Below are 14546 nucleotides of genomic sequence, written 5' to 3'. Positions count from 1 at the left end.
CCGAGACCACGTCCTTGCCGACTCCTGACCGGGGGGCCAGCCCGGCCCCCACTCCCGAACAGCCAGCACCCACCAACAGAAGGAGTACTTCCATGGCTGATGTACAGATGATCGCTCTCGGAATGGTCGAGACCAAGGGCCTGATCGGCGCCATCGAGGCCGCCGACGCAATGGTGAAGGCGGCCAACGTCAAGCTGATCGGCAAGGAACAGATCGGCGCTGGCCTGGTGACCGTCATGGTGCGCGGAGACGTCGGCGCCGTGAAGGCCGCGACCGACGCCGGCGCCGCTGCCGCCAGCCGCGTCGGTGAACTGGTCAGCGTCCACGTCATCCCGCGTCCCCATGGGGACGTGGAAGTGATCCTGCCGGGTAACAGCCAGGCAGTGTGACCGTCGCTGAGCACCACGGACAGGAGGCAGTGTGAAGCGCGTTGTCGTTTCGGCTCGGGATGTCGAGGACGCCGTCGGCGGTGAGCTGGCCGTGCCCGCGGGCGCGATCATCACGCCGTTGGCGCGCGACTTCGCGCGAGAACGAGGCGTCACGCTCGTCCCTGCCCCCAGCGCGGCGTCGGGGGAACCCGCCCCGGAGCTGCTGTCCGCGGCGCTCGCCGTGCTGGCTGGGGGTGGGGGCGCCGTCGGCATCCCCACTCCCGACGGGCACGGCGCTGAGCCACCACCGCCGGTCAAGCACGTCCGCTCCGGCGACGAGCGGGGCCAACCGCTCGCCCGCCCCGGCGCGTCGGCCGACCCCGACGTGCGCACCGCCGACGTGGTGACCTCCGCCGACGGTTCACCCATGACCGCCGGCTACATGACGCTGACCTGCGGCACGTTCCCCTGGAGCCTGGACTACGACGAGGTCCAGATCGTGCTCGAGGGCGAACTGCACATCGGCACCCTCGACGGGGTCAAGGTGGGACGACCCGGGGACATCCTGTATGTCCCCAAGGGATCCCACATCACCTTTGGAACACCTTCGTGGACCCGTTTCGCCTACGTCACTTTCCCGGCAGACTGGCAGGGGTGAGCACCATCGACGCAGCACGCACCATGCAACTGGCCCGCCAGGCCATGGAGTCCTCGGCCACGATCCCCGACGACGTCGCCATCAAGGTCGGCGTCGACCTGGGCACTGCGTTCTCGGTGATCATGATCACCGATGCCGAGGACCGTCCGCTGGCCGGTGCCACCGAGTTCGCCGACGTGGTCCGCGACGGCATCGTCTGGGACTTCAGCGGCGCCCAGGCGGTCATTGCCCGCCTGCGTGACGAACTCCACCAGCGCACCGGACGACTGGTCAGCAGCGGCACTGTCACGGTGCCGCCGGCGGTCAACAACTCCGACCACCGGGCGCACCGCTTCGTCCTCGAGGGCGCCGGCATCACCTGCACCGACGTCGTGGACGAACCCACCGCCGCCAACGCCGTGCTCGGGGTCCGCCACGGCGCCGTCGTCGACGTGGGCGGCGGCACCACCGGGGTGGCCATCATCACCGACGGCGAGGTGGTGGCCAGCTACGACGAACCCACCGGCGGCACCCACCTGTCACTGGTGGTCGCCGGGGCCCTCGGCATCCCCCTCGAAGAGGCGGAACTGATGAAGCGCGACCCGGCCAACCATGAGCGGCTCTTCGGTCTGGTGCTGCCGGTGATGCAGAAGATGTCGACCATCGTGGCCCGCATGGTCGAACCCCACCACGTCGAGCAGATCCATCTGGTCGGCGGGACGAGCGCCTTCCGTGGGTTCGGCGAGGTCATGAACGAGGTCACCGGCCTGCCCTGCGCCCTGGCGCCCGAACCCATGCTCGTCACCCCACTCGGGGTCGCCCACTGGGCGCACCCGCACACCCAACTGAGGAAGATCTCATGAGCACCGACGATTTCCAGCTGCGCGCCTTCTGCCACATCGACCGGATGCAACCGCAGTTCGCGGCCTTCATCGGCACCATCACCCAGGGTGACCCGCCCGTCGAGGGGATGGCCAGCCTGGCCGTCGAGATGGCACCCGGCAACTGGGTCTTCAAGATGGTCGACCGGGTCGTGAAGAGCACCGACGTGCGCCCCGGCACCCAGATCGTCGAGCGTCAGTTCGGCATGTTCGAGGTGCACTCGGCGTCGCAGGCCGACGTCCAGCGCGCCGGCGAGATCGTCCTGTCCGAACTCGGCGTCACCGTCGACGACAGGATGCGACCGAAGGTGGCCTCCGAACAGGTGATCACCAACGTTGATCCCTACCAGGCCCAGCTGCTGAACCGGCTCAACCGGGGGACCATGCTGGTGGCGGGCGAGACGCTGCTGGTGCTCGAGGTCGAACCAGCCGCCTACATCACCCTGGCGGCCAACGAGGCCGAGAAGGCCGCACCGGTCAGCCTGAACCACTTCTCGTCGGTGGGCGTCTTCGGGCGCCTGTGGATGTCGGGCTCGGAGTCCTCGGTGCGGGCGGCCCGGGACGCGGCCATCGCGGCCATCGAGTCGGTCAGCGGACGATAGGGGCCCGGTCATGGCGCGACAGATCATCACCGGCGACACCATCCACCAGACGCTCGCCGAGAACCAGACCGAGCTGCGGGTCGACCCCGACGCCATCATTACCGACGCCGCCCGCGAACTGGCCGAGAGCAGGGGAGTCCGGCTGGTCCGCGGCGACGTCGGTTCCCCGAGCCCGGCGCCGAGCGCACCGGTCGAGTCGGTGGTGCGCGCCGCGGTGGTGAAGGCACTGGGTGGTAGCGCACCACCCGACCTGGACGCGGTGATCGCCAGGGTCATGCGCGGTTGACCACGGGCAGGCAGCCCACCGGTGAGGCCGCCCCGGACCATTAGGCTGGAGCCGTGACCCACCCCCCGACTGTTCCGTCCCTGCGCGTCCTCGTCATCGGCTCCGGCGGGCGCGAACACGCCCTGGCCCGGGCCATTGCCGCCGACCCTGCCGTGACCGAGGTGCACGTCGCACCCGGCAACCCGGGCACCGCCACCGTCGCCACCAACCACCCGGTCGCGGCCAACGACCCCGCCGCCGTCGCCGCCCTGGCAGAAGAACTCGACGTGAACCTGGTCGTCGTCGGCCCCGAGGCCCCACTGGTCGCCGGGGTCGCCGACGCCGTCCGGGCCGCCGGCATCGCCTGCTTCGGCCCGAGCAAGGACGCCGCCCAACTCGAGGGGTCCAAGGCCTTCGCCAAGCAGGTCATGGCCGCGGCAGGGGTTCCGACCGCCGCCAGCCGTTACTGCACCACTGCCGACCAGGCCGCCGCGGCACTGGAGGAGTTCGGTGCCCCGTACGTGGTCAAGGACGACGGACTGGCCGCCGGCAAGGGGGTCATCGTCACCGACGACCTCGATCTGGCCCAGGCTCACGCCGAAGCCTGCGAGGCCGTGGTCATCGAGGAATTCCTGGACGGCCCCGAGGTCAGCCTGTTCGTCATCACCGACGGCACCACGGCGCTGGCCATGCAACCCGCCCAGGACTTCAAACGGGTCGGCGACGACGACACCGGGCCCAACACCGGCGGCATGGGCTCCTACTCACCGCTGCCATGGGCCCCGGCAGACCTGCAGCAGCAGGTGCTCGACCAGGTCGCGCTGCCCACGATCGCCGAGATGGCGCGCCGCGGCACCCCGTTCCAGGGGCTGCTCTACTGCGGACTGGCGCTGACCTCGAAGGGACTGCGGGTGGTCGAGTTCAACACCCGCTTCGGCGACCCCGAGACCCAGGCGCTGATGGGTCTCGTCGATTCCCCGATGGGCCAGGTGCTGTACGCGGCAGCCACCGGCACGCTGGCCGAGGTCGGCGGGCTGACGTGGCGCGACGACTTCGCCGTCACCGTGGTGATGGCGGCCGACGGTTACCCCGACGAGCCCGAGACCGGGGGATCCATCACCCTGCCCCCCGACACCGAGAACGCCTGGACGATCCAGGCCGGCACCGCGACCCGGGGCGAGGCATTGGTCGCCGCCGGCGGGCGCGTGCTCGCCGTGGTCGGACGCGGACCCGACCTGCGCTCGGCCCGCGGCGCGGTCTACGAACACCTGGTCAGCATCGACTTCCCCACCGGCTTCCACCGCTACGACATTGCCGAGGCCGCCGCCATCCAACAGATCGAGGAGGGTTCGCGATGAGCGTCCCCAATGTCCTGGCCAACCGCTACGCCTCGGTGGGCATGCGCGGCATCTGGAGCCCCGAGAACAAGATCGTCGCCGAACGCCACCTGTGGCTGGCCGTCGTCGAGGCCCAGCGTGACCTCGGCGTGGACTTCGGCGGCGACGACCCCGACCAGGTGCTGGCCGACTACCGAGCCGTCATCGACCAGGTCGACCTGGACTCCATCAATGCCCGCGAGCGGGTCACCCGGCACGACGTGAAGGCACGCATCGAGGAGTTCAATGCGCTGGCCGGCCACGAGCACGTCCACAAGGGCATGACCAGCCGTGACCTGACCGAGAACGTCGAGCAGTTGCAGGTGCTGAGCTCGCTGCGACTGGTGCGCGACCGGATTGTCGCGGCGCTGGTGATGCTGTCGGAGATCGCCGTGCGGTACAGCGACCAGCCGATCGCCGGCCGCTCGCACAACGTGGCGGCCCAGATCACCACCCTTGGCAAGCGTTTCGCCACCGCCGCCGACGAACTGCTGGTCGCCCACCAGCGGATCGACGAACTGATCAACCGCTACCCGGCCCGCGGCATCAAGGGTCCGGTGGGCACCAGCCAGGACATGCTCGACCTGCTCGGCGGTGACGAGGACCGCCTGACCGACCTCGAGGACCGGATCGCCGCCCATCTGGGGTTCGCCCAGGTCCTCACCTCGACCGGGCAGGTCTACCCGCGCTCCCTCGACTACGACGTGGTCAGCGCATTGGCCCAGGTCGCGGCAGCGCCGTCCAATGTGGCCACCTCGATTCGGCTCATGGCCGGCCACGAACTGGTCACCGAGGGCTTCAAGCCGGGTCAGGTCGGCTCGTCGGCAATGCCGCACAAGATGAACACCCGATCCTGCGAGCGGGTCAACGGGCTGGCGGTGATCGTGCGCGGCTACGTGTCGATGGTCGGTGAACTCGCCGGCGACCAGTGGAACGAGGGCGACGTCTCGTGCTCAGTGGTGCGTCGGGTGGCGCTGCCCGACGCCTTCTTCGCCATTGACGGGTTGTTCGAGACGTTCCTGACGGTGCTCGGCGACTTCGGGGCCTTCCCGGCCGTGATCGAGGCCGAACTGGCCCGCTACCTGCCGTTCCTGACCACCACCAAGGTGCTGATGGCCGCGGTGCGCAAGGGCGTCGGACGAGAGGTCGCCCACGAGGCCATCAAGGAGCACGCCGTGGCGGTGGCGCTGGCCATGCGCGAGTCGGGCGCCGCGAACGACCTGGTCGAGCGCCTGGCCGGTGACCCACGCCTCGGCCTGTCCCGCGACGAGTTGGACGCCCTGGTGAGTGAGCCGCTGGAGTTGTCCGGATCGGCCCGCAGCCAGGTGGCGCGCCTGGCCGCCAGGGTGGGGGAGTTGGCGGCCGCCCAGCCCGAGGCGGCGGCATATCGTCCGGGCGCGGTGCTCTGAGCCGCCGCCACTTGCTACTTCCTGGCACTGACGCAGCTGCCTGTGATGGTCACGCCTGCCTGTCACCGACGCCATACCCAAGTTGGCGCCACTTGCCCCCAATAGCCGCACTTGCCCCTGCTTCGAAGCAGGGGCAAGGGCATGCGTTGGGTGCAGGTGCAAGAGGAACCGCAGGTGCAGGTACACCTCTGCGGCCAGACGCCGGTGCCAATGGTCATCGCCGCGTAGGTTGGTGACCACCGGAGGGAGCCACCATGACCACTCGACGCACCGTCCTGCTCGGCGGACTGTCCCTGGCGGGACTGGCCGCCTGCACCAGTCAGGGGTCGAGCGAGACCGCCTCCGCCCCGACCTCCCAGACACCCGGCGGCAGCCCCGCCACCTCGGCGCCGGCCAGCACCACGCCGTCCACCACCATCGCGTCCAGTCCGGGCCCGACCGCCCTCTCCATCGGGACGCCCACCGACCTCGTCACCGGGCTCACCACCCCCTGGGGCCTGCGGGCCATCGACGAGGACACCCTGCTGGTGAGTGAGCGTGACACCGGGGCCATCAAGGTGGTCCGCGACGGCTTGGCCACCCAGATCGGCGAAGTCCAAGGCGTCCGGGCCAGCGGCGAGGCCGGTCTGCTCGGCATCGAACTGAGCACCGACAAGAGGGCGCTGTTCGTCTACCTGTCCACCTCGCAGGACAACCGGGTGCTGCGCTACGACTTCACCGGCTCGTCCTTCAGCGACCCCAGGGTGCTGCTCAAGGGCATTCCCGCCGCCGGTTTCCACAACGGCGGCCAGCTGGTGATGGGGCCGGACGGGCACCTCTACATCTCCACCGGCGACGCCTCCAGGCGCCAGTCGGCCCAGGACCGCAACTCCCTGGCCGGGAAGGTGCTGCGGATCGCCGTCGACGGGTCGGTGCCCAGCGACAATCCGTTCGGCAACCCGGTCTGGAGCCTGGGCCACCGCAACGTCCAGGGGCTGACCTTCGCCCCCGACGGCGCCCTGTGGTCGGCCGAGTTCGGCGACAAGTCGGCCGACGAGCTCAACCTGATCACCAAGGGCGGCAACTACGGCTGGCCCGAGGTCGAGGGCAACCAGGGCCAGCGGGCCCCGTTCCTCGCGCCCAAGGCCACCTGGGAACCGACCGCCAGCAGTTCACCGTCCAGCCTGGCCTTCGCCCAGGGCAATGTCTGGGTGGCCTCCCTGATCGGTTCGACCCTGTTCCAGGTGCCGATCAACGGCACCGAGGCAGGCACCCCGGTGGCCCACTTCGCCGACCAGTACGGACGGCTGCGGGCGGTGGTGGCCCACCGTGACGGCATCGTCTTCGGCACCTCGAACACTGACGGACGGTCCTCGGCACGCGCCGGCGACGACCGACTGGTGTACCTGCCGTTGCGGTAAGGGGCACCGCGGTGGCCGTCTGTGATGCGGCACCGGAAGTTGCGTCACCGAGCCGTCCGGTAGGGTAAAGCAACCGCCCCACCGATACCGAGTTCTCGGACGATAGGACGACTCCTGTGCTGATTGCCCTCATCATGGCCCACTTCGCCATGGGGGCAGTTGCGCCCTTGCTCAGCCGCTGGCTGGGTCGACGCGCCTTCTACGTCGCCGCGCTGGTACCGCTGGTCTCCTTCGGCTGGCTGCTGTGGCAGACCCCGACGATCACCGCCGGCAATGTCATCCGCGAGAGCTACCGCTGGATCGGTGTGCTCGACATCGACATCACCTTCCAGATGGGGCTGGTGCAGTGGGTGCTGGGTCTGGTGGTCACCGGCATCGGTGCCCTGGTGCTGTTCTACTGCCGCTGGTACTTCGGCGCCTCCGGCACCGCCACCCGATGCCTGGGCCTGCTGACCGCCTTCGCGGGTGCCATGCTGGGCCTGGTCAGCAGCGACAACCTGATCCTGCTGTACACCTTCTGGGAAGTCACCACCATCTTCAGCTACCTGCTGATCGGCAACGACTTCACCCGCAAGGCCAATCGTGGCGCCGCCCTGACCGCCCTGATCGTCACCACCTTCGGTGGCCTGGCGATGCTGTCGGGCATCGTCGCGCTGGGCGTGACCGCCGACACCTTCAGCCTGGCCGTCATCCTCGAGCGGCAGCCGAGCGGCCCCATCGCCGTCGCCGGGGTGCTGCTGGTTCTGGTCGGCGCCCTGAGCAAGTCGGCCCTGTTCCCGTTCCATTTCTGGCTGCCGGGAGCGATGGCCGCCGCCACCCCCATCTCGGCCTATCTGCACGCCGCCGCCATGGTCAAGGCCGGCGTCTACCTGATCGCGGTCTTCGCACCCGCCTTCGCCGACATCCCCGGGTGGCGCGTCACCATCTCGATCCTCGGGGCCGTCACCATGCTTCTCGGCGGTTGGCGGGCCCTGCGCCAGGACGACATCAAGCTGCTGCTCGCCTACGGCACCGTCAGCCAGCTCGGCTTCCTGGTGCTGCTGACCGGCATGGGCACCCAGTCGATGGCCCTGGCCGGGCTGGCCATGGTCGTCACCCACGCCCTGTTCAAGGCCACCCTGTTCCTGACCGTCGGCATCGTCGACAAGTCCACCGGCACCCGTGACCTGACCATCCTGTCCGGGGTCGGACGACAACTGCCGTGGCTGGCCATCTTCGCCAGCATCGCCGCCGCCTCCATGGCGGGCCTGCCCCCGATGCTCGGATTCACCGCCAAGGAGGCCGCCCTCGAGGGCCTGGTCAACTTGACGCGCGCCGGCGACGGGACCAGCATGTCGCCGGGGCTGTCGGTCATGCTGACCGTCGCGGTGGTCGTCGGCTCCATGCTCACCCTGGCCTACTCGCTGCGCTTCATCTGGGGCGCCTTCGGCCAGAAGAAGGGCATCCCCGTCTGCGAGGTGCGCAAGCAGTCGTGGGGGATGACCATTGCCCCGGCCCTGCTGGGCCTGGCCTCGCTGGTCGGCGGCTTCTGCGGCCCACTGCTGACCCGGCTCTTCACCCCCTACGCCGAGTCGATGGCAGTCGGCCTGCACCCCCACGGACTGGCGCTGTGGCATGGTTTCACGCTGCCCCTGGGGCTGTCGGCGCTCGCCATCGCCGGCGGCGCCATCCTGTTCTGGCAGCGTGACCGGGTGGCCAGGCTTCAGGAGACCTTCCCCACCACGACCACCGCCCACGACCGCTACCTGCAGATCATGCGCCTGGTCGACCAGGCCGGCGTCGAGGTCACCTCGCGTGCCCAGCAGGGTTCACTGATCGTCTACCTCTCCAGCATCTTCGTGGTCTTCGTGCTGGGTGTCGGCACCCCGCTGTTGCTCACCTCGACCTGGCCCGACGCGATCATCCTGTTCGACAACTACGGCCAGGTGGCCGTGGGTGCGGTGATGGTGGTCGCCGCCCTGCTGGCCACCATGTCGCGTGGACGCATCCGTGCGGTGCTGCTGGTCGGGGTCACCGGCTACGGCACCTCGCTGATGTTCATGCTGCACGGGGCCCCCGACCTGGCCCTGACCCAGGTGCTGGTCGAGACGGTGACCGTGCTGGTGTTCCTGCTGCTGCTGCGACGGATGCCGCGCTACTTCACCAACCGGCCGCTGGCCGCCAGCCGCTGGTGGCGGGTGCTGCTGGCCCTGGCCGTCGGCACCGTCACCGTGATGCTGGCTCTGGCCGCCGCCGGCGTACGCACCGACGTGCCCTCCTCCGAACCGCTGCGGACCCTGGCCAAGGAGTACGGCTACGGCTCCAACATCGTCAACGTGATCCTGGTCGACACCCGGGCCTGGGACACCCTGGGCGAGGTGTCGGTGCTGGTCATTGCCGCCACCGGCGTCGCCAGCCTGATCTTCCTGCAGTCCCGCGCCCAGAGCATCCGCCGACGGGCGCGCCCCACCGGTGCCTCCCACGAGCGGTCCTGGCTGCGTGGGTCCACCAGTTTGGATCCGGCCGCCCGCAGCCTCATCTTCGAGGTGGTCACCCGGCTCGTCTTCGGCGTTGCCGTCATGGTCGGGGTGTGGGTGCTGCTGCGCGGCCACAACCAGCCCGGCGGCGGTTTCGCGGGTGGTCTGGTCGTCGGTATGGCGCTGGTGCTGCGCTACCTGGCCGGGGGGCGCGAGGAACTGGCCGAGGCGGCTCCGTTCGAGGCGGGGTACCTGCTCGGCGGTGGCCTGGCCGTCTCGACCATCTCGGCGATGGCGCCCGTCTTCTTCGGCGGCAGCGTGCTGCAGTCCTATGACATGTACCTCAACCTAGGCCCCGAGGTGCTGACCACCCCGCTGGGCACGATCCCGTTCATGGGCGAGATCCACCTGGTCTCGTCGGTCGTCTTCGACATCGGCGTGTTCCTGATCGTGGTGGGCGTCCTGCTCGACTACGCCCGCAGCCTCGGTTCCGGCATCGACGTCCAGGCCAGCGAGCATCGCGCCCCGGTCCCTCGTCCTCGTTCGACCGTCACGCTGAGGGCAGGTGAGCTGCGATGAGCCCGAACCTGGCCCTGTGCCTGGTCGCCGGCATGCTGGTGGCCTGCGGCGTCTACCTGCTCACTGAACGCTCATTGTCGCGCATCCTGATGGGTGTCATCGTGATGGGCAACGGCGTCAACATGCTCTTCCTGGTGGCCGCCGGCCCCGCCGGCAACCCGTCGTTCGTGGGCCGCGGCAACCCCGAGGACCAGATCGACCCGCTTCCCCAGGCCATGGTGTTGACCGCCATCGTCATCAACATGGCCGTCGCCGCCTTCGTCATGACGATGGCCTACCGCAGCTTCCAGCTCTTCGGCCACGACGAGGTGCAGGACGACCGAGAGGACGCACGCATTCGCGCGCTGGCCGAAAAGGACCAGGTCTCCACGACCTTCGAGGAAGCCCGCTTCCAGGACACCGGCGAAGACATGGTGAGCGAATGAACAACCTGCTGCCGCTGCCGGTGCTGCTGCCCATGTTCGGGGCCGCGCTCACCCTCATTGTTGGTCGACGTCCTCGGCTGCAGCGCCTGATCTCGATCACGGTGCTGGTGGCGGTGGTGGTGGTCGTCGCCGGACTGGCGCTGACGGCCCACCGCGAAGGTGCCCAGACGCTGTGGTTCGGCGCCTGGCAGGGGACCGTGGGGATTGCTCTGGTCGCCGATCGGCTCTCGGCGCTGATGCTGCTGGTCGCGGCCCTGGTCACCCTCGGGGTGCTGATCTTCTCCGGGGGCCAGGACGAGGAGGAGATCCGCCAGGAGACCCCGGTATCGATCTTCCACCCGACGTTCCTGCTGCTGTGCTCGGGGGTGTCCAACGCGTTCCTGGCCGGTGACCTGTTCAACCTGTTCGTCGGCTTCGAGATCCTGCTGTTCGCGTCCTACGTGCTGCTCACCATGGGTGCCACCCGACCCCGCATCCGGGCGGCGTCGATCTACGTGGTGGTCAACCTGGTCTCCTCGGCGCTGTTCCTGATCCTGCTGGCGACCGTCTACTCGGCGACCGGCACCGTGAACCTGGCCCAGCTCAGCCAGCGCATCCCGGACCTGCCGGACGACACCCAGGTGATGCTGCAGGCGTTGATGCTGACCATCTTCGGGCTCAAGGCCGCCATCTTCCCGCTGCAGGCCTGGCTGCCCGACTCCTACCCGACCGCCCCGGCCCCGGTCACGGCCGTGTTCGCGGGGCTGCTGACCAAGGTCGGCATCTACGCGATCCTGCGCACCCAGACGCTGCTGTTCCCGCACCGTCCGTTGACCGAGGTGCTGCTGGTGCTGGCGGCGCTCAGCATGCTCGTCGGCATCTTTGGTGCCATCGCCCAGTCCGAGATGAAACGTATGCTGTCGTTCACCCTGGTCAGCCATATTGGCTACATGCTGTTGGGCATCGCCCTGGGCAGCGTCGACGGACTGGCCGCCACGATCTACTACACCAGCCACCACATCACCATCCAGACCACCCTGTTCCTGGTGGTGGCGCTGGTCGGCCGGGTGGCCGGTTCGACGTCACTGGAGCGGGTCTCCGGTCTGGTGGCGGTTTCACCCCTGCTGGCGACGTTGTTCTTCATCCCCGCCATGAACCTGTCCGGCATTCCCCCGTTCAGCGGTTTCATCGGCAAGATCGGGCTGGTGCAGGCGTCCCTGGAGTACGGGGGAGTGTGGGGTTGGACGCTCGTCGCGGTGGCGATGCTGACCAGCCTGCTGACCCTGTATGCCATCGCCAAGGCCTGGAACCGTGCCTTCTGGGGTGAACCAGAGCTGGTCACCCCGGAGCAGGACGGTGACGACCTGGTGCCCGGCAGGTTGCCACCGGTCATGGTCGGAGCCGCCATCGGCATGATCGCGCTCACCGTGCTGCTGACCCTGGCCGCCGGTCCGTTGTACGACTACTGCCAACAAGCCGCCATCGCGCTCACCGACGGCGACTATGCCCGAGCTGTTCTGGAGGGCCGATGAGTCCCGAGAAGACCCCCGAGGTTCGCCGCCGGTTCCGCATCCGCGGCCAGTGGACCAGCCTGGCGCTGTTGACCCTGGTCTGGGTGATGCTCAACGGCGAGGCGTCGCTGCTGACGGTGGCCACCGGCGTGCTGATCGCGCTGCTGATCTCCATCGTCTTCCCCCTGCCCAGCATCGAGTGGGGAGGACGGATCAACCCGTTCGGATTCCTGCGACTGGTGGGCATCGTGCTGTGGGAACTGGCCAGCGCCTCGGTGAAGCTGTCGCGCTACGCCTTCAGTAGGCGGCCCACCGTGCACAGCGCCATCATTGCCGTCCGGCTCAATTCCAACAGCGACCTCTACCAGGTGGGCACCGGCAGCATCCTGTCCATCGTGCCCGGATCGGTGGTGGTCGATGCGCGCCGCAAGACCCGCACCTTGTACCTGCACCTGTTCGACACCAGCCCTGACCACATCGAGCTCGACAAGCGCCATGCGCTGCGCGAGGAGCGACTGATCCTGGGCGCCTTCGGCTCCAAAATCGAGCGCCGCGCCGCCGCCGAGAGGCGAGAGGCCGGCCCGGCCCCCGAGATGAGTGCCGAATGAACCTTGCCATTGACCTCCTGCACGGGGCGTCGGTCGTGCTGCTGCTGGCCGCCGCCGGTTTCGTGCTGTACCGGATGGCGGTGGGGCCCACCAGCCTGGACCGATCCGTCGCCTCCGACGTGATGATCGCCATCCTGATCGCCGGTACCGGTCTGTACACCGTCACGTCGGGCAACGAGATGGGCATTCCGGTGCTGCTGGTGCTGTCGATGTTGGGGTTCACCGCGGCGGTCGGCATGGCGCGATTGATCTCGAACCGGTCCGACCACGTCCGTACCCTGCGCGAGCAACGTCATCATGACGACCCCGTGCACGACGAGGCCGACGCCTGGGAAGCCGAGGACAAGAAGTGACTGACCTCATTCACCTGGCGTCGGCCTTCCTGGTGCTGTGCGGCACCTTCTTCTGCCTGTCCGCCGCGGTCGGCATCGTTCGCTTCCCCGACGTGATCACCCGACTGCATGCCGCCACCAAACCGCAGGTCTTCGGTCTGATCCTGATCCTGACCGGGGTGGCCCTGCGCATGTGGGACTGGAAGACGACCCTGCTGGCCACGCTGATCGTCGCCTTCCAGATTCTGACAGCGCCGGTGTCGGCGCACATGGTCTCGCGCACCGCCTACCGCCTGGGCCTGTGGGACGCCGACCGGGCGTTGGTCGACGAACTCGGTGACGACCTGGAAGAGGCGGGCTTCACCCATCCCCAGGACGAGGAGGAGGGCATTGGGGCCCGCCAGGCCGTTCGCTGGAAGCCAGCCCAGGGCTGGGTGCCACCGACCCGGCCACGGCCCACCGAGGCGGCGACAGAGCTTGCGGCCACGCAGGACGCGACCGAGAAGGATGCCCCGGAACCGGGGGCACCGGTCGACAGCCATCAGGACATCGGTGAGGAACTGCGCGCCGCCGCCGACCACGCCGACTCCAGCACCAGCACCACCGAGGGCCAGGGCTGGGACGACGAGGACGACGAGGACGACGAGGGCAAGAACGAGCGCTGACCCGTGAGCGGTCAGCTCACCACTTGCGCAGACTCTCGGGGCTGCGGGGCGCGGTCAGTGAGGCGTCGGTGATGATGTGATCGGCCAGCACCTCGTCGATGCGGGTCAGCAACTCGTCGGGGATCTGCACGCCCGAGGCCAACGCATTGTCGGTGATCTGCTCGGGTCGGCTGGCCCCGACCAGGGCGCTGGAGACGTTCTTGTTGTTCAGCACCCAGGCAATGGCCAGCTGCGCCATCGTCAGGCCCAGCTCCTCGGCGATCGGCTTCAGGTTCTGCACCGCCACCAGCAGCGCCTCATTCTTCAACCACGACTCGACCATCCGGTTGCCGCCCTTCTCGTCGGTCGCCCGCGAGCCCTGCGGCGCGGGCTGGCCCGGCAGGTACTTGCCGGTCAGCGTGCCCTGGGCGATGGGTGACCACACGATCTGGCCGATGCCGAGTTCCTTCGACGCCGGGACGACCTCGGTCTCGATGATGCGCTGGATCATGTTGTACTCGGGCTGGTTCGAGACGATGGCGAACCCGGCCTGCTTGGCCAGTTCCTGGCCGGCACGCAACTGCTCCGCGGTCCATTCGCTGACGCCGATGTAGATGGCCTTGCCCTGACGCACCACGTCGGCGAATGCCTGGATCGTCTCCTCCAGCGGCGTCGAGTGGTCGTAGCGATGGGCCTGGTAGAGGTCGACGTAGTCGGTCTGCAGACGGGTCAGGGAACCATTGATGGCCTCGCTGATGTGCTTGCGGCTGAGCCCCCGGTCGTTGGGTCCCTTGGGTCCGATGGCCCCGTGGACCTTGGTGAAGATCTCCAGCGACTCGCGGCGCTGGCCCTTCAGGGCCTCACCGAGCACGGTCTCGGCGACGGTGTTGGCGTAGACGTCGGCGGTGTCGAAGCTGGTGATGCCAGCGTCCAGGGCCGCGTGGACGCAGGCCGTCGCCGTGTCGTTCTCGACCTGGGAGCCGTGGGTGAGCCAGTTGCCGTAGGTGATTTCGGTGACCTGCATGCCGGATGAACCGAGAAAGCGATATTCCATGCCACCAGTCAACACCGCTG

The 14546-nt window shown here is 68.7% G+C and carries 15 protein-coding genes; 14 read left to right on the top strand and 1 reads right to left on the bottom strand.

Annotated elements, in window-relative coordinates:
* Positions 1–92: 92 nt before the first annotated feature.
* From eutM to mnhG, 14 genes are all read left to right on the top strand, one after another.
* Positions 93–389 (top strand): ethanolamine utilization microcompartment protein EutM, encoded by a 297-nt coding sequence (eutM, locus tag IPV09_RS05710; protein ID WP_207474266.1) that lies wholly within the window; start codon positions 93–95, stop codon positions 387–389.
* Between the two features lie 31 nt (positions 390–420).
* Positions 421–1026: a cupin domain-containing protein gene (locus tag IPV09_RS05705; protein ID WP_207474265.1), complete on the top strand. Its 606-nt coding sequence runs from the start codon at positions 421–423 to the stop codon at positions 1024–1026.
* Positions 1023–1868, top strand: a complete 846-nt coding sequence (eutJ, locus tag IPV09_RS05700) for an ethanolamine utilization protein EutJ (RefSeq protein ID WP_207474264.1) — start codon at positions 1023–1025, stop codon at positions 1866–1868. Before IPV09_RS05705 ends, eutJ begins: the two co-directional genes overlap by 4 nt.
* On the top strand, positions 1865–2488 hold the full coding sequence (locus IPV09_RS05695) for a hypothetical protein (protein WP_207474263.1): 624 nt from the start codon (positions 1865–1867) through the stop codon (positions 2486–2488). Before eutJ ends, IPV09_RS05695 begins: the two co-directional genes overlap by 4 nt.
* 10 nt (positions 2489–2498) lie before the next feature.
* A complete protein-coding gene (locus tag IPV09_RS05690) occupies positions 2499–2774 on the top strand; it encodes a hypothetical protein (protein WP_207474262.1) in 276 nt (91 codons plus the stop codon).
* Positions 2775–2827: 53 nt separating this feature from the next.
* Positions 2828–4111, top strand: coding sequence for a phosphoribosylamine--glycine ligase (purD, locus tag IPV09_RS05685; RefSeq protein ID WP_370590232.1), 1284 nt, complete (start codon positions 2828–2830; stop codon positions 4109–4111).
* Positions 4108–5538 carry an adenylosuccinate lyase gene (gene purB, locus IPV09_RS05680; RefSeq protein ID WP_207474261.1) on the top strand — a complete coding sequence of 477 codons (1431 nt, stop codon included), beginning with the start codon at positions 4108–4110 and terminating at the stop codon, positions 5536–5538. Before purD ends, purB begins: the two co-directional genes overlap by 4 nt.
* A gap of 254 nt (positions 5539–5792) precedes the next feature.
* Positions 5793–6938: a sorbosone dehydrogenase family protein gene (locus IPV09_RS05675; protein ID WP_207474260.1), complete on the top strand. Its 1146-nt coding sequence runs from the start codon at positions 5793–5795 to the stop codon at positions 6936–6938.
* A 116-nt stretch (positions 6939–7054) separates the two neighbouring features.
* Positions 7055–9973, top strand: coding sequence for a Na+/H+ antiporter subunit A (locus tag IPV09_RS05670; protein ID WP_207474259.1), 2919 nt, complete (start codon positions 7055–7057; stop codon positions 9971–9973).
* Complete coding sequence (locus IPV09_RS05665) at positions 9970–10398, top strand: Na(+)/H(+) antiporter subunit C (RefSeq protein ID WP_207474258.1); 429 nt, start codon at positions 9970–9972, stop codon at positions 10396–10398. The genes IPV09_RS05670 and IPV09_RS05665 overlap by 4 nt, the downstream gene beginning before the upstream one ends.
* Entirely contained in the window at positions 10395–11909 is a 1515-nt protein-coding gene (locus IPV09_RS05660) for a Na+/H+ antiporter subunit D (RefSeq protein WP_207474257.1), read from the top strand. Before IPV09_RS05665 ends, IPV09_RS05660 begins: the two co-directional genes overlap by 4 nt.
* Positions 11906–12496, top strand: coding sequence for a Na+/H+ antiporter subunit E (locus IPV09_RS05655; RefSeq protein WP_207474256.1), 591 nt, complete (start codon positions 11906–11908; stop codon positions 12494–12496). Before IPV09_RS05660 ends, IPV09_RS05655 begins: the two co-directional genes overlap by 4 nt.
* Positions 12493–12849: a monovalent cation/H+ antiporter complex subunit F gene (locus IPV09_RS05650; protein ID WP_207474255.1), complete on the top strand. Its 357-nt coding sequence runs from the start codon at positions 12493–12495 to the stop codon at positions 12847–12849. Before IPV09_RS05655 ends, IPV09_RS05650 begins: the two co-directional genes overlap by 4 nt.
* On the top strand, positions 12846–13493 hold the full coding sequence (gene mnhG / locus IPV09_RS05645) for a monovalent cation/H(+) antiporter subunit G (protein ID WP_207474254.1): 648 nt from the start codon (positions 12846–12848) through the stop codon (positions 13491–13493). The genes IPV09_RS05650 and mnhG overlap by 4 nt, the downstream gene beginning before the upstream one ends.
* Positions 13494–13509: 16 nt before the next feature.
* On the opposite strand, the gene IPV09_RS05640 is transcribed toward mnhG, so the two are convergent.
* Positions 13510–14526 (bottom strand): aldo/keto reductase family protein, encoded by a 1017-nt coding sequence (locus tag IPV09_RS05640; RefSeq protein ID WP_207474253.1) that lies wholly within the window; start codon positions 14524–14526, stop codon positions 13510–13512.
* Positions 14527–14546: the final 20 nt, after the last annotated feature.

Origin of the sequence: Tessaracoccus sp. SD287, from assembly GCF_017355265.1 — a bacterium.
In the GTDB taxonomy this organism is placed as follows: Bacteria; Actinomycetota; Actinomycetes; order Propionibacteriales; family Propionibacteriaceae; genus Aestuariimicrobium.
This window is presented reverse-complemented; position numbering and strand designations above follow the sequence as displayed.